Source organism: Bradyrhizobium sp. LTSPM299 (genome assembly GCF_000938235.1).
Lineage (GTDB): Bacteria > Pseudomonadota > Alphaproteobacteria > Rhizobiales > Xanthobacteraceae > Bradyrhizobium.
On record NZ_JYMU01000063.1, the window covers coordinates 25175 to 48397 of the forward strand.

A 23223-nucleotide genomic window follows, 5' to 3' on the forward strand; every position below is an offset into this window, starting at 1 on the left:
TTGAGGAACGCGAATTTGGTCGAGACTTATTCTGCCGTCATATGAGGCGCGTTTTGATCGAGCGGATGAAGACTACGGCATTATGGCAGCCTGATCCAGTTGGCGCGCCACCCGACCCGAATCTCGGTCGGGCCGGCGGCCGACTTGAGCAAATTCGTGCCGAAGGCCGCTACCGTACGTTCGCCGATCTCAAGCGTCGTGTGGGTGCCTACCCCCGCGCGTCCGATCATTCACTGCAGTCGGAAGTCACGGTGTGGTTGCGATGCAGGGAATTTGGGATCGACTAAAGCTGATACCCGCAGCCTAGCACTCATACTGATGCCAGCGCCGCCAGATCATCCCGCAACGGCCATCGGATTCCCGCGGATCGATCGCTCAGGACGGACTGTCTCCGCTCCTTCTGATCTGGATTGAAATTGTCTCTTTACGGGTGAGCAACGCGCATAACACTGCCCGTTTCGCTTCCTCCATCGCTAAAACGGCGATTTCAATGGCGGTGGTCGCGAACCGTTCGCACCGGTCGGCTCGGGCATGCAGCTTGCTTGTCCGGCGGGTTGCCTTCCATTCGGCAACTATCTCACTGGTCTCGAATCGTTCTTCTTCCATTAGCCGCTTCAACTCATCTTGGGCAGTTCGCGTTTCGGCTCGGATTTGATCGATGAGCTTCTCGCTTTCAGCAACGCGCTCTCGCAATTCTTGTTCTATTGTAACAGTCTTTTCGTCGACGAGTTCATTCAGATGGCCCAAGGCTCCTGCAATCATCGAAAGGCTTAGGAGAACCTCGGCTCGAAACGGATCTGAATTCTCGCTCATGCTTTATCTGCCTTGGAGTCTGGCGTTTGAAGTAACCAAAAAAGTTCGCCATGCTCGGCCGGATCGCGTAGGCGTCGATTATTCCGATAAATGAAGCGGCTAGTTCGATCGGCCCGGGTGATAGTCGATTTTCTCAAATCCGGTGAAGAGTTTGACCTTTCAGAAAATGCGGTCGGTCCGTTGCGGCAGATGCAGACCGACCGCATGCGGACCCGGATTGGGAGGGAAGCCGGGTGCGCTGATAGCGGCTTCATTGTCCGCGTGTTTAGCCATGACCAACATACATCGCGTCATCCCTGCCCAAAAATGAAGCGTAACAAAGAGATGCAAATCTCGGTCCGGCCACCAAATTGCGGTCGCGGCGATGTCTCCCGACACCCCGTGTTCGGCCTTGCGTGCCGAGGCGATCAAACCGGCATAACGTCAGAACAGAGGAGCTCTCGTGCGCGAGCGGCTTCGTTGGAGTCCCGCGGTCAGGAGTATCCTTTGCAACAATTTGTTGAACGTTGGCGAACTTAGCTTGGTCCCAAGGAGAATTGAATATAGCAAGACGCAGCACCCCCGTGAGAAATTTACGATGAAGCTCGATATAGGCGAAAATCGCCCAGAGATTATGCCCGGTCTCGTCGAAGTTGATAAGCAGCGTCGGAGTCTAAAAGAGACATGGCGTCGACATTCGTGGATGGACGCGGCTCCGCTAACCGCTATCGAGGGGCGGCCCACGCCAAGTTTTGTAGGGAGTAGATCGGACGCCCTACCCTTGCCTGACTCGGACAAGGTAATTCCGTGAACGATGCAGTGGAAAATATTCGCGAATGAGAGAGATTATCTGTCGCGCCGGACGCGCCAAGGCAAGTTGTCGACCAACTCGTCGTAGCGAATCTTATGCGCATCCTCACCTTCGCACTCAGCACGCGACTACCGATGATCTTCAGTCACCGAACATCGTGGCCGCATCGATAGAAGTTGAACACCGAGCGCTTGTTCGAGGCGCGCGAACCGTCGGCTTACGATTGACTTCGATACGCCCAGCCTGCGTGCGGCAGGGGAAACACCACCGGCGTCCGCCACTGCCAGAAATGTGCGCACGTCGCCAAGGTCCAAGGGCGTTCCGCCTTCTGCAACACCGCGTGTCAAAATTGAAGATTAGCACAACGTCTGTAGGAAGGACAATTTCTGCATCGTCAAATGCGTTCGGCACCTACACTCAGTGTCAATGCACTGATCGTCTACCTGCGTCGCGATGAACTCGTAACGCTCGCGATTAACGCGCAGAGCGGCCAGCGCCAATACCCGTCCTGAACCACCGTGGCTTGCCAGTTCGTCGAGGGAATTGATCATGGAAGGACTTCAAACCACCGCACTGGAATCTTCCTTTGCAGCCGATCAACAGTTTCACATGGTTGCGAACAGCCTGGCCAGGCTGCTTGAAACTGCAAGGCGAGAGCTGGAGCGTGATCGGGATGCGGCCAAGGCGTCGCTGGCCACGGCATCGCACATCCTGCAAGCGGAGATCGAGCGCTGTTCGGGCGCCACCGGTTCCACAACCGGCGGTCTGGCGGCTTGGCAGATCGTTCGCGTGCGAGCCTACATTGACGGCAATTTACACCTTACCATTCACATCCGGGATCTCAGTGCCGTCGCGCGTCGGAGCCCGGCGCACTTCTCACGGAAGTTCAAACTGGCCGTCGGCGAGTCGCCACATGCCTACGTGGTGAGAAGGCGTCTGGAGAAAGCCTGCCACCTGATGATGACCAGTGCGGAACCACTGAGCGAAATAGCCTTGAGCGTAGGCTTTTCGGATCACGCACATCTATGCAGGCTGTTCAGACGGGCCTTCGGTCGAAGTCCGGCCAGTTGGCGACGCGAGCGCGCAATCCCTGGCGACGTCACCTCGAAGAGTCGTCGAGTAATTTGATTCATGCGCGTTGGTTTGCTGTGGTGCATTAGTCCGATAATGGAGGTGGCCTCAACCGGTCGACGCAACTCTTTATCTTGAATGAGAGATGGAGTGTGGTTTGATGGTTCACAAATTTTCATAGAGGGTTTACTGCGGCAGAGAAAACGGAGTTATGGGCTTCGCTGGAAGCGCGGAGAGTCGCCAAAAGGCGATCGGACGGGCTTTTGGCAAGCAGTCATCGTCGATCTATTTTTTAGTGGCTCCGCATGATGGGATTCGTCCTGCCCAGCGGCGTCGCTCCGGATAGCCTAAGTCCACTCATCGAGGTGCCGCCGAGCGCATCTAAGATCGACGGTATCGAAGCCTTCCGAAAATCGGGCATAGACTGTACTCAGAAGCTCCCGGCCCTCGCGGGTGCGGCCTTGAGAATGGCGCAGCCGACCAAGCATCATCGAAGTGCGCAATTCCCAAGATAGGGCGCCGTGACGGCGAGCCACGTCCAAGGACCGGCGCAGATAGGCTTCCGCCGCGCCTGTGTCCGGAGTATCCGAGGACAGCAGGACTTCCCCCTTGATCCGTATCGCTTCGGGCATCCACCAGAATGCGTTGGCCCGCTCGGCACGCTGCAGTGCCTGGTCGGCCGCGGCAAGGCCTTCATCAAGCCGCCGCATCATCGCTAGAACCTGAGCTAGACCGCTCAGAAAAAACGTGTGCTGCAGATCCGTGCACCCGTCGAGAGAGGCACGCAACTGCCGCTCTGCCGCCGACAGATCGCCTCGCGCCGCGAACAACAGCCCTTCGAATCCGAGACCGTTTGCAAAGAAGTTGCTTGAAGCCTGCTTTTCGGCGCAATCCTTGAGCCAGGCGATGCAGCGTTCCGCGGTTTCCATGTCTCCGAGCCGGAGAGGAATCATGCATCCACACCAGCTGAGCGCCATGCACACCGAGAGAGGATGGGCCCCGGTTTGAGCATCGGCCACGAGTTCCCGAGCGGCTTTGGCCGATTGATCGAGCCACCCTAGTGTCCAAAGCGAGTGCGCCTCGACGCAGCGGACATAGAACGAATGGTCCATACCGGAGCGCACGAGATGAGCACGCCGTACCTCGGGTGTCGCCCGCTGCTGCGCCCTTCGACTGTAGACCAGCGCCTCGGCGTGCTCGCCAAGGAAACTGAGCGATACGCAGAGCAACCATTCCGCGGTGGAGAGATTCACCGGATCGGGGTCGCCCATCACGATCGCCTCCGCTCGGCGACCAAGAGCAAGCGCGCCCTGGAAGTCTTCGCGGCGATGGCAGAAACTGGCCAAGCCGCTGATTGCTCGCAATTGATACTCCGGGTCGCCGACGCTTTCGGCAAGCTCTCTCGCCTTTGAGAGCGCAGCATGTGCTCTGTCGCTAACCCCCTCCGTGAACATCAGCGAGAAGCCGAGCGACGTTTGCAGCACCATTTCAAGGCGCGTTCCCCGGTCCGCGGCGTCAAGGCGGTCGACAGCTTTTTCCATCCAAGTCCGGCATTCCGCCAGCAACGACATCTCGAACCAGATCGTCGCCGAGGCGGCGGCCAGCGCAACTCCGATGGATCCGTCGCCCTCCGGCGCAAACGCCCATCTTAGCGCGGCGCGAATGTTGGCGAGTTCGGGCGCTAACGCCGCCGAGAGGCCAATTCGCGCTGAGACGCGGCTCGTCCCTTCCACCAGACCACGGTAGTAGATTGCGTGACGTCGGCTGAGTATATCGTCCTCGCCGCTCTGCTGGAGCATTGCTAGGGCATAAGCCCGCGTCGTCTCGAGCAGACGGAAGCGGACGTGTTCGCCGACCATCTCGGCGACCACAAGCGACTTCATCACAAGGCTCGCGATGCGATCCGCGATCTCCGGCGCCACTCCGTCAGCGCCCGCGGCCGTACCGGAAGCCTCCAGGGTGAAGCCTCCCACGAAGATCGCCAAGCGTCTGAAGAGCGTTTTCTCTTCCTCATCGAGGAGCTGGTAACTCCAGTCGAGCGCGGCCTTGATCGTTCGATGCCGCGGGAGAGCCGTACGATGGCCGCCAGTCAAAAGTCGCAGCCGATCCTGCAAGAGCGCCGCAATACGCTGGACGCCGAAAGCGCCGACGCGTGCGGCAGCGAACTCGATCGCCAGCGGAATACCATCAAGGTCCCGACAGATCTCAGCGACGCTCGGCGCATCGCCGTCGTTTAGTTCGAATTCGTTCGCCGCGGCGGCGGCCCGCTCGACAAAGAGTTGAGTAGCCGGAAAATTGAATACCTCGGCAGCGCTGAGGCGCCCTGAGGCGGGTGGGCTCTCTAGCCCGGAGAGACGGTATGTGCGTTCACCTTCGACGCGCAAGGCTTCGCGGCTGGTCGCGAGGATTTGCACGCCGCGCGACCCCTTCAATATCCCGGTAGCGAGTGCGGCCGCGGCCTCGATGACGTGCTCGCAATTATCAAGCAAAAGCAGCATCTGTTTGTCCCGCAGGGCGACAATCAGACTGGGAAGCGGGTTTTCAGACCGAATCTCAAGCTTCAGAGCCGCGGCCAACGCCGTCGGCACGAGGTGAGGGTCGGTAATCGGCGCTAGATCGATCAGCCAGACCCCGTGCTCGTAGGTGCCGATCAGCCGCTCGGCTATAACGAGCGCGACGGCGGTCTTGCCGATGCCACCCGGTCCGACGATGGTAAGCAGACGCTGTATCGACAGTCGCTCGATCAGGCTGTCAATGATCTCGTGCCGGCCGATCAGGCGGGTCAGCTGGGCCGGCAGATTGTGCTGCTCGTTGGATGTCGCAAGGTACGCTGGACGTTGAGGCTCGTCTACCAACGCCACGTGCGCTACGAAGCGGTAGCCTCGACCCGGAACGCTGATGAGATAACGCGTCCCACCGCGCCCGTCGCCCAGAACTCGACGCAGACCCGCGACATGGACTTTGAGATTCCCCTCCTCGACAACAGTGTCTGGCCAGACAAGGGCCATAAGCTCGTGCTTAGTAACCGACTGGCCCGGGCGCTCCACCAGCGCGATCAGGATATCCAGAGCCCGGCTGCCGAGGCGTACCGGCCGATCGCCTTCCAGCAGCAGTCGCTGTGCCACGAGCAAACGAAAGGGACCGAAGCACAGGCTCTGGCCTTGGGGAGAGCGGGTGGACTTCGTGGCGAGGGAGCGCACATCGGCGTCCAAAGCCGTCGGCGAGACAATATGGCTATTTCCGAGGGTGGGCTTCTGCTCCATAACGACCTCGGACAGTTCGTGGGAATGGTCAGCTGAGCTGTGGTGCCCCGCCAATCGCCGTTGATCGATTAAACCTCCATCCGTTCCGAGGCTCCGACTGATGAGCCTAGCCGCGAGGGCCTCGGACGGACGGGGCGTGGACATCGCCGAACCGTCGTCTCTGACCCCTAGCCGAATGTCGATATTTTGGCAATGTCCGCTTTGCGCCGACGAGTTGAAAAAAGCTCTCATTAGACAATAGGTAGTGGCTTCGGCTCTGTGCCTGCAAACATCGTCGGACCTCCGATTCAACTGTACTACTCCTATGGAGATCAAAAGATGTTGGCGGAGATTCGCGCGAGATACTCTCGCTAGAGTCTGGCCCTCGGTGCTGACCTTCCGTGTTTAGACTTGTGAGGCTCTATGTGCTCTGCGGCGCGGCGCCTGCCAGTCGTTCAGCTTCCAATTGAATTTCCCCCATAAGTCGCGTTCAAGAATCGCCGTCGGCAGGCGTGAGAGTAAGGGCTGTGCGCGACCTCACATCGGGTGTTTCCTCTCAGATCAAGATCGTCTTGCGGGTTTTCGACGAAGCAGACACCGAGAGGATGAGAAAACATTTTTGGCCATTCCACCGACCTTATCGACCTGAGCAGCTTATTGACGTTCCAGTTTCGCGATCGTCAGTTCAGCCGTTATCCCAGCGCACTTGAGCGGAGGATTTTCTGTATTCACGAGCTAAGAGCTCAACTCTGAGCACAATCCCTATTAGGTATTTTGCAAATTTTGGCGGGTTTTGCTTCAGCTGTTTGCAGCGGTGTAGTATCGATCAACGATGTGAAATGGCAAGGGAGCGGACGGACTATGAACGGAAATACTGATCAATTCCAAGAAGACCTCCGTCTCAACCTTTCGATCGTAATGACGGCCTGCGATCGTTTTGGCACCACGGTGGAAGACGGGATGGCGGCTACAGAACCGGAATGGCACGAGCAACTCCTTGAAATGGAGAAGCTAATCGAGCATAGCCGGGCCAAGATTGCGGCAGCCCGCGCTGACCTTCATCGATGGATTGAGGAAGAGAAACTTGAAACAAGCGTTCAGGTAGTCGAGTGGAAAGCGATGCGGCAAACGGACAAGCTCCATGCTCGCGCCGATCGATATGAGCGGTGCGCCAATGCTGCTGTTGAAATCGCTGCGGCAAAAATTGACGAAGCCGTGCAATGGGTGTTTCGCGCGTTGCTTGCGCGCAATGAGGCCATTTCAATTCAAGTCAAATAACTCGCTGGCTGCTGCCGCGCGGAGGGCAGCCAAACCGAGGAGCGGAAGCACATCTGGGATGGGAGGATATGTCGCAGCGGTAGAAAGGCCAGCCAAAGTCGTATCTTGGGAGGCAGCACGGCGTAATTAACCGCGCTTAACCTCTCTTAATTCGACGCAGGGTCCGAAGCGGCTTAAAGCTGAATTGCAGCCCTTAGGGTACCGAGCAGTGGCAGCATGAACGAGGCAAGGACATGGCCACCTTCCCCGAGACGAATCTAGAAGGAACAAAACGCGACTTTGCCGATTTTGAGTTGCCGCAGGCAATGCCCGGTATCGACCGATACCCAGCGCGAGAAACTCCCTCGGGTGAGGACGCGTTCTTATTCGGCTCTTTTCGGCTGCTTCCGAGGCAAAGGCTCTTATTGTCAGGGGACGAACCAGTTCGTCTCGGCGGTCGGGCTCTAGATATTCTAATTGCCCTGGTCGAACGAGCCGGCGACTTGGTCAGCAAAGACGAACTCATGGCCAGAGTCTGGCCAAACACATTCGTGGTACAGGCGAACCTTACGGTTCACGTGTCAGCCTTACGCAGAGCACTCCGCGATGGAATCGCCGGTAGTCGATATTTTGTCAATGTAGCAAACAGGGGGTACTATTTCGTCGCTCCAGTCGTCCGCGAATGGCAACGCCGGAACCCGTGGCTCGATTCACGTCGCTCCCCAGTTCTCTCACTTCATAGGACGATCTACGAGAAATAGGCGCGTAGGCCTAGGCGGATCGATAGTGTTAGGCCGCACGCTGGTTCTTGCCGGCACGTGCCGGCTCGACAACGTGCAGTCCATTGGTAGTGCAGAGCAGTCGCCGCAGGCGTCCTCCTGCCGTTGCTAAGTCCGCCACGTTGCACTTATTGCTTTGACCATTCTTACTCGTAACAATGAATTCCCCTCAACTTGGTCCTGTAAGAGCATTAACGTGGCTGACATTAACTCGGCCGATCGTGTAATCTCGTTCGGTACTTTTCGGCTGTTTCCCAGACAACGGTTGCTGCTCGACGCCGAGAAGTCGCTCCGTATTGGTGGTCGTGCGCTCGATATTCTGATTGCCCTCGTCGAACGCCCTGGCGAGCTACTCAGCAAACACGCGCTGATCGCGCGTGTCTGGCCAAACACGGTTGTTGAAGAGGGGAATCTCAAAGTCCATGTCGCAGGTTTGCGTCGAGTTCTGGGCGACGGGCGTGGGGGGGCCCGCTATCTCTTGAATGTTCCAGGTCGAGGCTATCGGTTCGTAGCGCCCGTGACGATCTCCGACGAGTCTGGACTACCAGCGATGGACTTTGCGACGGCATCCCGGCACAATCTGCCGGTCAAATTGACTCGCTTGATCGGCCGGCGCGAGATTATCGACAACCTGGCGCAGCAACTGTCGATGCAGCGCCTGCTCACCATCGTCGGATCGGGTGGCATCGGCAAAACCGCCGTCGCTCTCGACGTGGCCGAGGAAACTTTATTTTCTTATGCGCACGGGGCATGGTTGATTGATCTCGCGCGGATTGCCGAACCTCGCCTGGTTCCAACAGCATTGGCTTCCGCGTTGGGTCGCGAGGTTAGATCCGACGATCCGCTCCCTAGCCTGATTGCCTCTTTGCGCGACAAGCAGATGTTACTCGTGCTCGACAACTGCGAGCATGTGATTGACGCTGCCGCAACCATGGCGACCGAAGTCTTGAAGGGGGCACACGCGGTTCGCATTCTAGCTACTAGCCGCGAGCCCCTCCGCCTAGAAGGAGAGCAAGTGCATCGCCTGCCTCCGCTGGAGAGCCCCACGCAGTCCGCCGGGCTCAGCGCTAACGAGGCTCTCAGGTTTCCTGCGGTACAACTCTTCGCCGAATGCGCCGCGGCGACGGTCAACGATTTCAAGGTGACAGATGAGAACGCTGCAAGCGTAGCCCATATCTGTCGCGAACTAGACGGGATTCCGCTCGCAATCGAGTTCGCGGCTGCCCGAGTCGATGCATTTGGGATCCACGGACTTGTGGCGGGCCTTGACGATCGCTTACGCATTTTGACACGTGGCCGCCGCGGGGATCACTCTCGACATCAAACCATCGCGGCGGCGCTTGACTGGAGCCACCAGCTGTTAAGCCAAGAAGAGCAGACGGTCTTCCGGCACCTCGCGGTCTTCGCCGGCGGCTTTACGCATGAAGCAGCAAGTGCTGTCGCCACAGCCGCGAATACAAGTGGGCCGAACATTGCGGATGCAGTCGCGAATTTGGTCATTAAGTCCCTTGTCGCAGCAGATTTGGGCGATCGAGATGCTCGATTCCGACTGCTAGAAACCACGCGAGCCTACGCTATGACAAAGCTCGTTGAGAGCGGTGAAGCAGATGCACTTCGCCGCAATCACGCGGTCTACTATCGAGATTTGCTAGAAGCAGTTTTGTCCGATTCAGATTCGAGTGACAAGGCTTCTGCGTTCGCACCTGAGATTGACAATATTCGCGCCGCGCTCACCTGGTCATTTGAGCCCGGCGGGGATAAGTCGCTTGGAGTTGAGTTGGCAGCGGCCTCAGGGGTTATTTGGCTTGGCATGTCGTTGTTGACCGAATGTCGCTTCTGGATGGAAAAGGCAATAGGCAATCTTGGCGTCGGTAGGCGGTACACGCGTCGCGAGATGCTTCTCTTCGAAGCACTTGCGGCGTCGCTGATGTATACTAGGGGTGTCCAGCCTGAGACCGGCGAGGCTTGGACAAACGCCCTTCGGATTGCTGAGACGCTGGAGGACACTGAGCATCGATTGCGAACATTAATGGGGTTTTGGGGCTATCGGCAGACGGCTGGCGAATATGAGATTGCGGAAACGCTGGCTCGACAATTTTGCGACGTTGCCAAGAGCACTGACGACCCAGCCAATCTCTTGATAGGCGACCGTATGATAGGCTGGTCGTTGCACTGGCTGGGCGATCAGCACAAAGCTCGTCATTGCCTCGATCGCGTACTCAATCGATATGTAGCTGTCTCTCCCCGTTCGGACATAAATCGATTTCGGTTCGACCAACGAGTCCTCTCCCGCGCCATGCTTGCTCGCGTTCTATGGATGCAGGGGTTTCCCGATCAGGCGATGAGCACCGCGCACATGGCCGCCGTGGAAGCCGAGGCGCTCGATCATGCCGTGTCGCGCTGCATTGTCTTAGCTGGGTCACTTTGCCAAGTTAGCCTCTACGTTGGTGATCTGGTCTCGGCGGAGCGCGCGGTGGCGAGGTTGCTCCACGATTCGTCAACACATGGTCTCGTTCTCTGGCAGAGCTGGGGCCGGAGCTACGAGGCGGTGATACGGGTCAAGCGCGGGGATATCGAAAATGGCTTGCGGCTTCTGCGCACTACGTTAATCGAGCTTCGAGAGTTAAGATCCGACGTACGATACTTGGAAACGCTTGGCGAGCTCGCAGAAGCATTCGGCCTTGCGGGCGATACGGCTGAAGGACTTGCGACTATCGACGAGGCCGTTACTCACGCTGAGCGTGCCGGAGGGCGATGGGCGGTTGCCGAACTGCTGCGCATAAGGGGCGAACTTCTCCAGCAGAGTGCGACGACGGACATCTCTGAGGCAGAGAGTTGCGTGCAAAAATCCATCGACTGGGCACGTCGGCAAGGCGCATTGTCCTGGGAACTGCGTGCCACAAGTAGCCTCGCTCGGTTGTGGCATCAACAAGGTCGGACCATCGAAGCCCGCGAGCGACTGCTGTCGGTATATCGTCGATTCGAGGAAGGCTTCGAGACCGCCGATCTTCAATATGCGAAACGGCTACTCGAAGGCGACCTCGCTGGGATCTGCTGAGGATTTCCCCCGGCTGGCGCGATGTTCATCGTTTGGGGGAGAGTCAGGTCAACTCTGATCAGCGATTTGAAGGCGTTGCTGCGTAACCTTCCGATCTTTGGTCCTTCCGAGGTAATGCTGCCAAAAAAGCAAATTCTCGCAAAATGCAAAGAAAGTACGACGAAGTCCCATCGAAGGCACTGACAGCTCGCTCAATCTCACTGTTCGCATGGATTTGGGAAGCTTTGGCGGGATTTATTCGTGTGTTCCACCAGATTGCATGACAGTCGCCGCGGGTGACGGAGTTTTCTCGAATGACGCGTCACGCGGGCGGACGTACTGGTCGTCAACTTTCTGCATCCAAAGGGCATTTGGAAGCAGCAACTGCTGGAGCTGTAATATGAGGGCGCAATCTGGAACTAAGCATACCGCCGGACGACTGTTTTTTCTCGATCTCGGCGGCGGGCGCATATTTTCGGCGAACCCCGACGGCTCGGACCTGAAGGTTATCGTCAATGAGGGTCGAAAACTACCGGACGGCGTAGTCGTTGATGTTGCGGCTGACCACATCTACTGGACCAACATGGGCAATCCCAGCGCGAACGATGGCTCGATCGAGCGTTCCGATCTCGATGGTGGGAATATCACGATCATCATTCCTCCGGGTGGTACATTTACCCCGAAGCAGCTCCAACTCGACAAGAAGAACGGTAAACTCTACTGGTGCGATCGCGAAGGCATGCGAGTCATGCGTTCAAATCTCGATGGCTCAAATATCGAAACGCTCGTGCAAACCGGCTACGGCGAAGCCGACCGGCGTGATACCAGAAGATGGTGCGTAGGCATCGCTCTGGATGTTGAAGGCGGGAGGCTCTACTGGACCCAAAAAGGCAATGACAACGCGGGCGAAGGCCGAATATTTCGGGCCAATCTGGAAATTCCGAAAGGCCAAGGCCCGGCATCTCGTGAAGATATCGAGGTTCTTTTCGAGGGCCTGCCGGAACCTATCGATCTCGACCTCGATCCAAAAAACCGGATCATGTACTGGACCGACCGCGGAGATCCACCGCGCGGCAACTCTGTCAATCGAGCGCCCATGGATGCCGCGCCCGGGAATCGCAAGCAGCCCGAGATTCTCTTCACCCATCTGATGGAGGGAATCGGTCTGGCGCTGGACCTGAAGGGTGAACGGATGTTCGTGACTGATTTCGCCGGCTCAGTCTACAGCGCGGACCTTGATGGAACGAACATGAAGACATTGCTGGTTGCACAGGGCAACTTGACGGGAATCGCGTACGCGGAGCTACCCGTCTATTCGTAGGCAACAAAACAGACTGCGCGAAAACATTCAAGCAATCCGTTTACGCAGACAAACATCTTTCACACGCGTAACGCGGGTGCGTCGGCACGTTGGTCCAGATCCGTCGCTGCCTTGGTTTGGTGCGGTCGCGAAGCGGTCGAAGCGCCTGCGGTGTGCAAAAGATGATCCTTCCGTCTTTCCGCCAAGCATCAATGGCGAGCGCCATCGTTCGCAAGAATTAGCAGAGATTTGGCGGGCTTCACCGCGACCGATTGCTGATCCGATGTAGCTTGCGCGCGTGGACGCTTTCATCGCGACGGAAAGTCAAATTCAGGGTTCAGCGCGTTTGGTTAGCGGCCTCTAGAGTGCCGGAATCATCACCAACAATCACAGGACGGATTTCAATGGCAAGATCAGTTAACCGCGTGGCCATCATCGGTACAGGCGTTATCGGCGCGAGCTGGGCCGCGCTGTTTCTGGCAAAGGGCTTGGAGGTGGTCGCGACAGACGTGGCGCCGAACGCGGAAGCGTCGCTGAAGAAATTTATCGAGGAAGCGTGGCCGGCGCTCTCGAGATTGGGGCTGTCGCCGGGCGCATCTCAGGCGAATTTGGAATTCACGTCTGATCTGCCGACGGCCGTGGAGCGAGCCGACTTTGTGCAGGAGAACGGTCCGGAGCGAATCGACTTCAAAAAAAAGCTCTATGGACAACTCGATGAACTCCTGCCCCCCGACGTCATTGTTGCGTCGAGCTCCTCCGGTCTCACCATGAGTGAGATCCAATTGGGTTGTTCATCTCATCCCGAGCGATGCGTCATCGGTCACCCCTTCAATCCGCCCCACATTATCCCGCTAGTGGAGATCGTAGGCGGAGCAAAGACCTCCGGAGACACCATCCGACGCGCTTCAGAATTCTACACTGGGCTCGGAAAACGTACCGTTCGCCTTCATAAGGAAGTGCCCGGTCACGTTGCCAATCGCCTCCAGGCTGCCTTGGCGCGGGAGGTGTATTACCTCGTTGCTGAGGGAGTTGTCAGCGTTGCCGATGTTGACGCTGCGTTATGCTGGGGACCTGGACTGCGCTGGGGCGTCATGGGTCAAGTGCTTCTCAACCACCTTGGCGGGGGAATGGGCGGCATCGAACATTTCTTTGCGCAGTTCACCGGTCCGGTCACGGCATGGTGGAAGGTTCTCGGGTCGCCCGAGCTGACGCCCGAAGTCCAGAAAAAGCTCATCGACGGTCTGCACGAGGAAGTGGGCTCGCGCTCGATCGACGAGTTGGCCGCGCAAAGAGACGAGGTCCTGCTGGGGCTTCTCGAGTTACGTGCCAAGTCCGATCAGACTTCATAAGTCACTTGAAAAGGACACAGCAAATGTCTTGCGCACCAGATCTGTTGACCGAAACCCTTCAATCTAAACTGAGCAAGCCCGAGAGTTCTCCGGATTTCGACCTGCATGGCGGCGTGGAGCAGGTGCTTAAAGACGTTGGAATGGTAACCGCCGACTGTGGAGGCAAACTCTCCTTCTTCGGCCGCGATCCGATTATTCCAAGCAGCTTCCGGTTTGGCGCAATGGCTGCGATCGGCTTGGCCGCCAAGGCCATTGCCGCTGCCTCGCTCTGGAGATCCCGAACTGGTGAAGGACAGGATATCGCGGTGGACGTGCGAAAAGCTCTCCGGCGCTTCTGCGGCTTTTTTGAGCGGGAATGGGAAACGATCAACGGACGTCCTCCGGCAATGGGCGCGGATGCAGGCAACCCGTTCATGGCGTTGCCGTTGTTTCGTGAAACCCGGGATGGGCGTCACATCGTCCCTCTAGATTTTTATCCAAGGTTGCGCACGCGTACCCTGAACCTACTCAGGTGCAGTGACAGCCCCGAATCCATTCAGAACGCCATTCTGAAGTGGTGCGCGGAGGACCTGGAGAGTGCTGCGGCAGAGGCCGGCATTGTCATGGCCATGGTGCGTACCAACGATGAATTTCGCAGGGAGGGCCAATACACAGAGGTCCTCTCCAGAATGCCATTGATTACGTTGGAAAAGATTGGAGAAAGCGAGCCGATGCCGCTCGGCAAGGGTGGACAGAGTCCCCTAGAGGGCATTCGCGCGTTCGGAATGGGGCACGTGATCGCGGGAGGGGCCATCGGCAGAGATCTCGCTTTCTACGGTGCCGATGTTCTCAACATCTGGCGGCCCAATGACACGGAAGTGGAGGCCTTTTTCTGGGACGTGCAGGTCGGCATGCGTTCCACAATCCTGGATAGCTCAAAGGAAGATCGTGCCACGTTCAATCGCCTGCTAAAGGATGCCGACGTGTTCTTCGCCAACAAGCGTCCAGGTTTTCTGGAGCGGAACGGCCTCGACGCCGAGGAGCTATGCGAAAAAAAGCCCGGACTGATCCACGCAAGTGTCGTTCTCCACGGGGAGAAAGGCCCTTGGTCGAACCGTCTCGGCTTCGATGAGATCGGCGCGGCAGTATCGGGCCTGTTCTGTATCGAAGGAACCCCCTCCAAGCCGAAACAACCGCCAATTGTCCCTATCTGCGATAACGTGGTGGGCTGGCTCGGCACGATCGGCGTCCTCGCGGCCCTGCGCCGGCGCGAGGTAGAGGGGGGAAGCTATCGAGTCGTCGTATCTCTTACCAGAACCGTGTTGTGGCTACTTTCGCTTGGCATCTTCGACAAGGCGTACGCTCAGGCTACCGCCGGCTCAACTGAAGAACACAAATACGTGGTTCCCGATCTCTTCACCGCAGAGACACCGTTAGGCACGTATCAAGGGCTTACCGACCAGGTGGTCATGTCTCGGACACCCGGCTCTTTCCGGACCGTACTCGTCCCGCGCGGCTCGAGCAAACCTGAATGGTTGTCAGCCTGATGATCGCGTGGCCGTGCGTGCCGAGAGACGGCGACGAGTTGTCGCCGCTAGGTAGCGAGGAGTGCGAATTTAAGTTTGAGGAGATATTCTTTGTCGCGAGCATTATTTCCTGTTGGCATGCTATCCTGCGTTTTGATAGTCGGGTTGGCGTCTTTATACCGGGCGGGCGCGGCGCCGGGTAGCGAAGATATGTCTCGCGACATTTCACCTCCTGCGGTCGGGCCAGCCGCTGCGCCAGGCGCTTTAATCTGGGCTCGTCCATTCAACACGGCCGCAGCGTTACCTAGTGCGGCGCGAAATTATCGTGTCCTCTACCATTCGAGAAGGCCTGACGATTCAGATGTGACCGTCTCCGGTACGGTGGCGATCCCGTCGGGCAACCCGCCTGCCGCCGGCTGGCCGCTGATCGCCTGGACGCATGGCACGACCGGCCTTGCACTTCGGTGTGCGCCGTCCAACGATACTTTGGATGGGCCTGAGCACAGGTATCTCGCCATCACCCAGGCGATGTTGGACGCCTTCGTAAAGCGCGGCTACGTCGTCGTCGCAACCGATTATCAAGGGATTGGTGCGGAAGGAACGCCCGCATATCTCGTCGGTTCAGGAGAAGGACGAAGCGCGATCGATATCATGCGTGCCGCGCGCGAGATCGATCTAGCCATCGGAACGCGGTACGTGGTGATGGGGCATTCGCAAGGGGGGCATGCTGATCTATTTACAGCAGCAATCGGACCTGATTATGCGCCCGAGTTCACGCTTCTTGGAAACGTCGCGATGGCACCGGCGTCGCATATAGGCGAGCTTGTGCAGGAAGTTGTGACTGGGTCGCACCCGTCTCCTATTCTTCCCTTCGTCACTTATGTGCTTCAATCCTACGCAGCTTACTATCCTGAGATCGCTCTGGAGCGGATCCTGACGCCACAAGCAATCGGGCATCTACGGGACACATGGGAGGGGTGCATTGATGAAGCGCTCGCTTTTGGCTATTGGGCTGAGTCGATTCCCAGCCGCCAATTTGTTACTCAGCCTGATCTTGGTCACTTGCTGAAGGCCACGGCGGCCAACGAGCCAGGTCAGCTGCGGATCGCAGCGCCAACGCTGCTTATACAAGGAACCAGCGATCGAACGGTACCACCGCAAGCAACGGACGCAGTAGCCCGCGATCTCTGCCGAGTCGGTAACTCCGTATCTTATCAAACCTATTCCGACGCCAGCCACGAGGGTGTGTTGGCCGCGGCCAAAGCCGATATTGAAGCCTGGGTGGACGCGAGGTTTGCCGGCGTGAAGGCAACAAGCAACTGCAACGAACCTCCTTCTGCTGAAGCGCCGCGTTAAATGGAGCAAGCTGACGTTCGACTATCAGTTGGTCGACAATCCCTCCTACAACGCTGATCGGGGGCCGATTTCTATATTCTCGGCACGCGCACACGCCGAATTCTGAGGAGATCCAAAGGTCCAGGAACTAACCCTCGTTCAGAAATAGCCAAGCATACCTATGCTTATGGCGCAAAGCGGCCCTTCGACGTCAGCGAAGTGCTAGCAGTGGAAAGTCCGGGCTATTCGCTTTGTTATTTGCTTGTCGGCTAGACACCAGCGCAGAGCCGGGAAGAATCTGCGTGCTCTGCAAGTGCCTTCGTCGAGCGTTTCAGTGCGGGCCCCGAAGCGGGCGTCGGCCGGTCAAGCGCGATGGACGCTTAAGCCGGCCAAATCAAACTCGCGATTTCGCCGGCAGGATGCACCGGATGCCGCTGAGAAAGGTCGTTACCTTGGCGTCGATGATCGAGCTCACGTCTGCTTCCAGAGGCATCCCGTAGATGAACTGGCGAACCCCCAAGTAGAAAATCGCCGCGTGAAGACTCCACACCATCTCAATTTCCAAAACAGTGATTGGAAGTTGGGCGATAGGAGGACGGCCGTATTCAGCTCGGATCTCTACGATCACCTTCTCAAAGACGCGTTCGCGTAACATTTTTAGGTAGCGAGCATTCAATCCGAGATCCTTGAGCCCCGCGAACATGAACAGGCGGATCCACTCGTAAGTGAGGATTGCCTCCGCATACTCGCGATAGAATTGGGTCAGCCTTGACTTTAATGGTTCGGCACGGTCCGTGATGAGTTTTCCCCAGGACGCCTTCCAGCGGCCGACGAAGACTTCCTGATAGACGCGCTCGATGAGCGCTTCCTTGGTGGGAAAGTATCGGTAGAGCAGGGGTTGGGTGATCCGCAGCCGCTTCGCGAGTTCGCGGGTTTGCCCTTCGAACCCGCATTCAGCGAAAAACGCAACAGCTTCTCGGGTGATGATGGCCTCGCGTTGGGTCGGATCGAGTCGCGGTGGCCCTCTGGTTGCTCTTCGCGGACGGGCTTTGGCGGATGGTTTCACGACTGCTTCTTCGGTTGGAGTGGACGCTTTCAGCCTTTGTACATCCAATCGCCTCGCTTTGCTCAATCGATCCAAGCAACGGATCTGCTCCAAGAGAGGGCCTCGTTGGTCAGAAAGGGGCAGTTCTTCTATCTTATTTATCAATTGATAAATAACCGTTGACTTAGCACAATGACATCGCCATAATTGATCAATCGATAAATAAGGCGCACCTCGATCGGATTCGGCGAACGGCCGAAAGGGAGGAACTCTCATGAGCGATGGTCGCGGGAAGGTACATACTAAGCCAAAAGCGGTGGTGATTGGCGGTTCGATGGCCGGCCTTTTCGCCGCCTTGCTGTTGCGGCGGGCGGGGTGGCGGGTGGACGTGTATGAGCGCATCGGTGCGGAATTGGCCGGCCGAGGCGCAGGTATCGTTACGCATGGGGAACTATTCGATGTGTTGGCCAGGGCCGGCATCGATACTGCAGCGGCGGCCTTGGGGGTCAGCGTGCCCGGTCGGCGCGTATTGGACCGCGATGGGCGGGTCGCTGGCGAACTCGCGCTGCCCCAGGTTCTCACGTCATGGGGCCGCCTGTACGGTATGTTGAAGGAGGCGATTCCGGCGAATTGCTATCACCACGGCCAGAACCTCGTCGAAGTGACGGAACATAGCGATCGGGTTGTCGCGCGGTTCGCCGATGGCACGCAGGCCTCGGGAGATCTGCTGATTGGCGCAGATGGAATCTTCTCCACGGTGCGGGCGCAGTGCGCGCCCAACGTTCGCCCTGTCTATGCCGGATATGTCGCGTGGCGCGGGCTTGTTAACGAGCAGGACCTGTCACCGCGGGTACGCGCCGAACTATGCGATTGGTTCGCCTTCAGCTTGCCGCCCGGCGAGCAGATGCTCGGCTATCCCGTTGCCGGGGCCAACGAAGAAATGGGCGTCGGTCAGCGCCGATTTAATTTCGTATGGTACCGCCCCGCCGATGCCGATCATCGGTTGGCTGACATGCTTACGGATTTGGACGGCGTTCGACACGAGCTGTCGATCCCCCCGACAAAGATTAGAGCCGAGATATTCGCAGCCATGCGTCGCGATGCAGAGCGATTGCTCGCGCCCCAGTTCGCTGAGGTCGTTCGGCTGACGTCGCAACCGTTCATACAGGCGATCCTCGACCTCGAGACGCCCCGTATGGTGTTCGGAGCGAGAACGGTGATCCTCGGGGATGCCGCTTTCGTGGCAAGACCTCATGTTGGCATGGGAGTGACCAAGGCCGCGGCCGATACGATGGCATTGGTCGATGCATTGCAGACACATCCGACCAATCTGCAGGCTGCGCTCGCACAGTTCGAGTTGGCGCGAATTCCTTTCGGGGCGGCCGTCGTCAGGCGCGCCCGCCACCTCGGCTCATACATGCAGGCGCAGATCGCCACCCCCGAAGAACGGGCGATGGCAGAACGGCATCGCACCCCTGAAGCCGTGATGGCCGAAACGGCCATAGCAACCGGAATCGCCGCCTGAGCGGCCTCATGCAGAGAGGAAGGAACACCAATGGACCCGCAACAGATCCCAGATCTTCCTGCGTTCAGGCAACTCGCGAACGAGCGCACACGCTTCGGCGCCGGCATGTCGATCGGCATGGCTGCTGCCTACTTCAGCTACATCCTCACCATCGCGTTCTGGCCGAGATTGCTCGGACTTCCGCTGTGGAACGGAACGGTCATCACCTGGGGATTTCTGGTCGGCGTGGGACTCATCGCGCTCGGGTTCGTGCTGACAGCCGTCTACGTCGGGCGGGCGAACTCCCGCTTCGATCATCTCAGCCAACGTCTTCTGGAGGAAATACAATGATCTCGCGACAGACCTGCGGTGCACTGCTCGCAACCGCTTTCGCCCTTCTGTCTGATCCGGCGAGTGCGGATGTACTGGCGTCCGCGGTCGGTACGAGGCAGTCGTTGAACGTCACGGCGATCCTCATGTTCCTGGGCTTCGTCGCCGTCAGTCTCGGCGTAACCTTTTGGGCCGCGAGGCAAGGCACGAGTACGGCGAAGGATTTTTATGCCGCGGGAGGTGGTCTTAAGGGATTCCAGAACGGGCTCGCGATTGCCGGCGACTACACTTCGGCCGCGACTTTCCTGGGGGTTACCGCGCTCGTCTACACCTCGGGCTATGACGGCATGATCTATGCCATCGGCTTCCTGGTCGGCTTCCCAATGATTCTGTTCCTGATCGCGGAGCCGCTTCGCAATCTCGGCCGCTATACCTTTGCCGACGTAGTGGCCTATCGATTGTCCGAAATCCCCGTCAGGGCGATTGCGGGAGTGAATACGCTTGTGATCGTCGTCTTCTACTTGATTGCCCAGATGGTGGGCGCAGGCAAGCTGATCCAGTTGTTATTCGGGCTGCCCTATGCCTATGCGGTCGGCATCGTGGGCGTGCTGATGATGGTGTACGTAACGTTCGGAGGCATGCTCGCCACGACATGGGTGCAGATCATCAAGGCTGTACTCCTCATGTCTGGCTCTGCCCTGATGTCGTTCCTCATTCTATGGCATTTCGGGTTCAGCCTGGAGGCGCTGTTTCGGGAGGCGGTGACGTTGCACCCGAAGGCTGCCGCGATCATGGCGCCGGGCGGTCTCGTCAAGGATCCGATATCGGCGATGTCGCTTGGGCTCGCCCTGATTTTCGGCACCGCCGGACTTCCGCACATACTCATGCGCTTCTTCACAGTGCGCAATGCGCGCGACGCCCGCACATCGGTGCTGGTCGCGACCGGATTCATATCAGTGTTCTACAGTCTGCTGTTCGTTCTCGGCTTCGGCGCCATTGCGTTGGTCTCGGCGAATCCCCAGTTCAGTGATGCCGGGGGTGAGCTGACAGGGGGCGTCAACATGGTTGCCCTGCACCTGGCAGATGCGGTCGGCGGGTCACTCCTGCTTGGATTTATTTCGGCAGTCGCGTTTGCGACCATTCTTGCCGTCGTATCCGGCTTGACGCTTGCTGGTGCATCCGCTGCCAGCCACGATCTCTACGCCCGGGTGATCCGCAGAGGCCGTGCGAGCGAGCACGAGGAAGTGCTCGTGTCGAAGGCCGCCGTCGTTGCGATCAGCCTTCTCTCGATGGGCCTCGGCGTCGTGTTCGAGAACCAGAATATCGCATTCATGGTCGGACTGGTGTTTGCGATCGCAGCGAGCGCCAACTTTCCGGTTATCCTCCTGTCGATCGTCTGGCCGGATCTGACGACCAGGGGAGCAGTAAGTGGATCGCTCGCAGGTTTGCTCAGTTCGGTGGGCCTCGTCGCTCTCAGTCCCGGAGTGTGGACAGCGACCCTCGAGCTTGGGCCTGCGCCATTTCCCTACGACAATCCGGCGCTGGTCTCCGTGCCGCTCGCGTTCGCGGTGTCTTGGGCCGTGTCGGTGCTGGATCGCAGCACCGCTGCCGCTCTAGTCCGCGCATCATTCGGTGCGCAGCATGTTCGCGCACAGACCGGACTGGGTATCGAATAGAGCTTTCAATAGACAACTTAGGACCAAGGAGGACATTGAATGACCGCTAACGTGATTGAGGAGGTTGCGCCAGCCTGGCCCAGCACCATTCGCGAGGAGTTCGAGGTAAATCAACTCAACGGTCGAGTCGGCACTCGGCTTTTGTCTGAAACCGATCGCGTGCGCGTCTGGGAAATTCGGCTCGCTCCGGGTGAGCGGATCGGGTTTCATCGGCATGTGCTCGACTATTTCTGGACTGCCGTCACGGCTGGCCGGGCCCGGTCGCATACGCAGGATGGCTCCGTTATCGAGGCGACCTACGCGGCGGGCGACACGCGTCACTTCGTGTACGGCACAGGTGAATACAAGATCCATGATCTTGAAAACGTCGGTAATACCGATTTGTGGTTCACCACTGTCGAGTTTCTCGACAGTGCGAACGAGCCGTTGGACATTAACGCCATCGCTGATCCTCGGTGAGATTCTCAGCCTGCCGGGGCACGGAGCATGTAAACGTCCCGCTTTCTGCCAAAACGAAACGCGACTTCACCGAATAGGCAGTTCGCTCCAATGCGCTCGCTCAAAATCGTAATCGCTGGTGGCTCGCTCGGTGGCCTCTTCGCGGCAGCCCTTCTTCATGCCGCGGGTCACGAGGTGACGGTCTTCGAGCGGTCGAAGCACGGTTTGGAAGGCCGTGGCGCGGGTCTCGTCGGCCAGCGTGAGATATTTGCGATCCTGAGAGCCGTCGGCTGCGAGCATGTCGCGCGAATTGGGGTTGTGGCACGCGAGCGAATTTTTCTCGACCAGGGTGGTCAGATCGTTGAGCGTCATGAAACGCCGCAGATGCAAATCTCATGGGACATCTTGTTCCGAAGCTTCCGTGAGCGGCTCCCTGACCGAAACTATCTGCAGGGGCGGGAGATCGTGTCTGCCAGCGAGCATGGCGGCGCGGCCTATTTGACGTTTTCGGACGGCATTACCGTAGAGGCCGACCTCGTGATTGGCGTCGACGGCGTCGGGTCGATTGTGCGCAAGGCAGTCGCGGGTGATGCTGCTGCGCCGGTATACGCAGGCTACGCGGCGTGGCGCGGTCTTTACCCGGAGGTGGACTTGCCGAACTCAGCAGCAGAAACACTGCGCGAGCGCTTTGCATTCTTCAATATGCATCGGTCCCACATACTTGGATATCTGGTAGCCGGTCCTGATGGCTCTCTTGAGGTAGGCCGTCGTCGATACAATTGGGTTTGGTATCGGACACTGTCGGATGCGGATGGCTCGCTCGCGCGCGCGTTAACTGACGCCTCTGGACATGTCCATCAGTACTCGCTCCCAGCAGGTGCCATGCCGGATGCGGCGCGCGATGACCTGGTCAGGGTTGCCGAAGAAACTCTTCCACCGCAATTTGCCACTGCCGTCTCTGCTGAAAGATCGCCTTTCATCCAGGCAATATTCGACTATGCCGCGCCGATGATGGTGACCAAACGCATTGCATTGCTTGGCGATGCCGCCTTCGTTGTTCGCCCCCACACGGCGATGGGGGTTTCCAAGGCAGCCGGCGACGCGCTTGCGCTGAGCTATGCGCTTGCTCAGGCGGACGACCTCGCTACTGCGCTTGCCGCATATGATGCGACCCGGCGCGCGGCAGGCAACGAAATCGCAGCGTATGGACGCCGACTCGGGGCGTCATTCATCTAAGTTTCCCGTTGGCAGGTCGGCATCGCCTACTCCGCGAACCCGCCGCGCAAAGCGGCCGTTCATACGCAAACAGCATCCCGTGACTGATCAGTTGGAATCCGGCTCGGGGAGGCGGCGCTTAACCGTTCCGAGTGGGGAGCCGCGACATCAATGCTTCGGTGGCATCTGTGAATATCGCGGCGTTCGACGCAGTCGTTTTCATCCCCTCCGAGCCGAACGCCGCCGTTGCGTCGGTGACCAACGTGACGTCACTCCGACCCCTTCGCGGCTGCGCCGCAGAATATCGCGCTATTTCGCTGACTCGGCGGGATGTAGGACGTGGAGGGATTCGAACCATAGTAAGCATTGCTATGCGGCGAGCTAGGGAATCGCCTGTTCAACCAATCGCAAGAATCAGGTGTTGCGTGTCCCTGCAACCAATTTCATATAGCCGACCTCAAGGCCGCTCTCGTTGAGCGGCCTTTTGGCTTTTGTCGCCAATGACAGGATGCCGGCCAGATGGCTGTGCGGATCTGT

General features: G+C 58.4%; 16 protein-coding genes and 1 pseudogene. 13 read left to right on the forward strand and 4 right to left on the reverse strand.

Annotation, left to right across the window (positions count from 1 at the left end):
- Positions 1-375: 375 nt before the first annotated feature.
- Complete coding sequence (locus UP10_RS42255) at positions 376-813, reverse strand: hypothetical protein (protein WP_050043862.1); 438 nt, start codon at positions 811-813, stop codon at positions 376-378.
- A gap of 939 nt (positions 814-1752) precedes the next feature.
- A pseudogene (locus UP10_RS43365) lies at positions 1753-1917 on the reverse strand (helix-turn-helix domain-containing protein); the annotation flags it as partial.
- 235 nt (positions 1918-2152) lie between these two features.
- On the opposite strand from UP10_RS43365, the gene UP10_RS31325 reads away from it, so the two are divergent.
- The gene (locus UP10_RS31325; protein ID WP_050043863.1) at positions 2153-2731 is read left to right on the forward strand and encodes a helix-turn-helix domain-containing protein; all 579 of its coding nucleotides are present in this window, start codon (positions 2153-2155) and stop codon (positions 2729-2731) included.
- 290 nt (positions 2732-3021) lie between these two features.
- Here the strand turns inward: UP10_RS31325 and UP10_RS31330 are convergent, their stop codons facing one another.
- Complete coding sequence (locus tag UP10_RS31330; RefSeq protein WP_197086933.1) at positions 3022-5937, reverse strand: ATP-binding protein; 2916 nt, start codon at positions 5935-5937, stop codon at positions 3022-3024.
- Between the two features lie 840 nt (positions 5938-6777).
- Between UP10_RS31330 and UP10_RS42260 the strand changes: the two genes are divergently transcribed.
- The 7 genes from UP10_RS42260 (at position 6778) to UP10_RS31360 (ending at position 16499) form a co-directional block, all read left to right on the forward strand.
- Entirely contained in the window at positions 6778-7194 is a 417-nt protein-coding gene (locus tag UP10_RS42260) for a hypothetical protein (RefSeq protein ID WP_050043864.1), read from the forward strand.
- 305 nt (positions 7195-7499) lie between these two features.
- Complete coding sequence (locus UP10_RS46740) at positions 7500-7934, forward strand: winged helix-turn-helix domain-containing protein (protein WP_082077339.1); 435 nt, start codon at positions 7500-7502, stop codon at positions 7932-7934.
- Between the two features lie 214 nt (positions 7935-8148).
- On the forward strand, positions 8149-11010 hold the full coding sequence (locus UP10_RS31340; protein ID WP_044591063.1) for an ATP-binding protein: 2862 nt from the start codon (positions 8149-8151) through the stop codon (positions 11008-11010).
- 379 nt (positions 11011-11389) lie between these two features.
- Positions 11390-12310, forward strand: coding sequence for an NHL repeat-containing protein (locus UP10_RS31345; protein ID WP_044591064.1), 921 nt, complete (start codon positions 11390-11392; stop codon positions 12308-12310).
- 383 nt (positions 12311-12693) lie between these two features.
- Complete coding sequence (locus UP10_RS31350) at positions 12694-13638, forward strand: 3-hydroxyacyl-CoA dehydrogenase NAD-binding domain-containing protein (RefSeq protein WP_044591065.1); 945 nt, start codon at positions 12694-12696, stop codon at positions 13636-13638.
- Positions 13639-13682: 44 nt separating this feature from the next.
- Positions 13683-15164, forward strand: a complete 1482-nt coding sequence (locus tag UP10_RS31355; protein ID WP_197086935.1) for a CoA transferase — start codon at positions 13683-13685, stop codon at positions 15162-15164.
- Positions 15165-15506: 342 nt separating this feature from the next.
- The gene (locus tag UP10_RS31360) at positions 15507-16499 is read left to right on the forward strand and encodes an alpha/beta fold hydrolase (protein WP_050043867.1); all 993 of its coding nucleotides are present in this window, start codon (positions 15507-15509) and stop codon (positions 16497-16499) included.
- Positions 16500-16872: 373 nt separating this feature from the next.
- Here the strand turns inward: UP10_RS31360 and UP10_RS31365 are convergent, their stop codons facing one another.
- Entirely contained in the window at positions 16873-17544 is a 672-nt protein-coding gene (locus tag UP10_RS31365; protein WP_044591107.1) for a TetR/AcrR family transcriptional regulator, read from the reverse strand.
- A 253-nt stretch (positions 17545-17797) separates the two neighbouring features.
- Between UP10_RS31365 and UP10_RS31370 the strand changes: the two genes are divergently transcribed.
- The 5 genes from UP10_RS31370 to UP10_RS31390 all read left to right on the forward strand — a co-directional run bounded on the left by UP10_RS31370 (position 17798) and on the right by UP10_RS31390 (position 22707).
- Positions 17798-19048: an FAD binding domain-containing protein gene (locus tag UP10_RS31370; protein WP_044591068.1), complete on the forward strand. Its 1251-nt coding sequence runs from the start codon at positions 17798-17800 to the stop codon at positions 19046-19048.
- Positions 19049-19078: 30 nt separating this feature from the next.
- Complete coding sequence (locus UP10_RS31375; RefSeq protein WP_044591069.1) at positions 19079-19378, forward strand: DUF485 domain-containing protein; 300 nt, start codon at positions 19079-19081, stop codon at positions 19376-19378.
- Positions 19375-21033: a cation/acetate symporter ActP gene (actP, locus tag UP10_RS31380; protein ID WP_082077331.1), complete on the forward strand. Its 1659-nt coding sequence runs from the start codon at positions 19375-19377 to the stop codon at positions 21031-21033. The genes UP10_RS31375 and actP overlap by 4 nt, the downstream gene beginning before the upstream one ends.
- Before the next feature lie 39 nt (positions 21034-21072).
- Positions 21073-21492: a cupin domain-containing protein gene (locus UP10_RS31385; protein WP_044591070.1), complete on the forward strand. Its 420-nt coding sequence runs from the start codon at positions 21073-21075 to the stop codon at positions 21490-21492.
- Positions 21493-21582: 90 nt separating this feature from the next.
- Positions 21583-22707, forward strand: coding sequence for an FAD binding domain-containing protein (locus tag UP10_RS31390; protein ID WP_044591071.1), 1125 nt, complete (start codon positions 21583-21585; stop codon positions 22705-22707).
- Positions 22708-23223 lie beyond the last annotated feature (516 nt).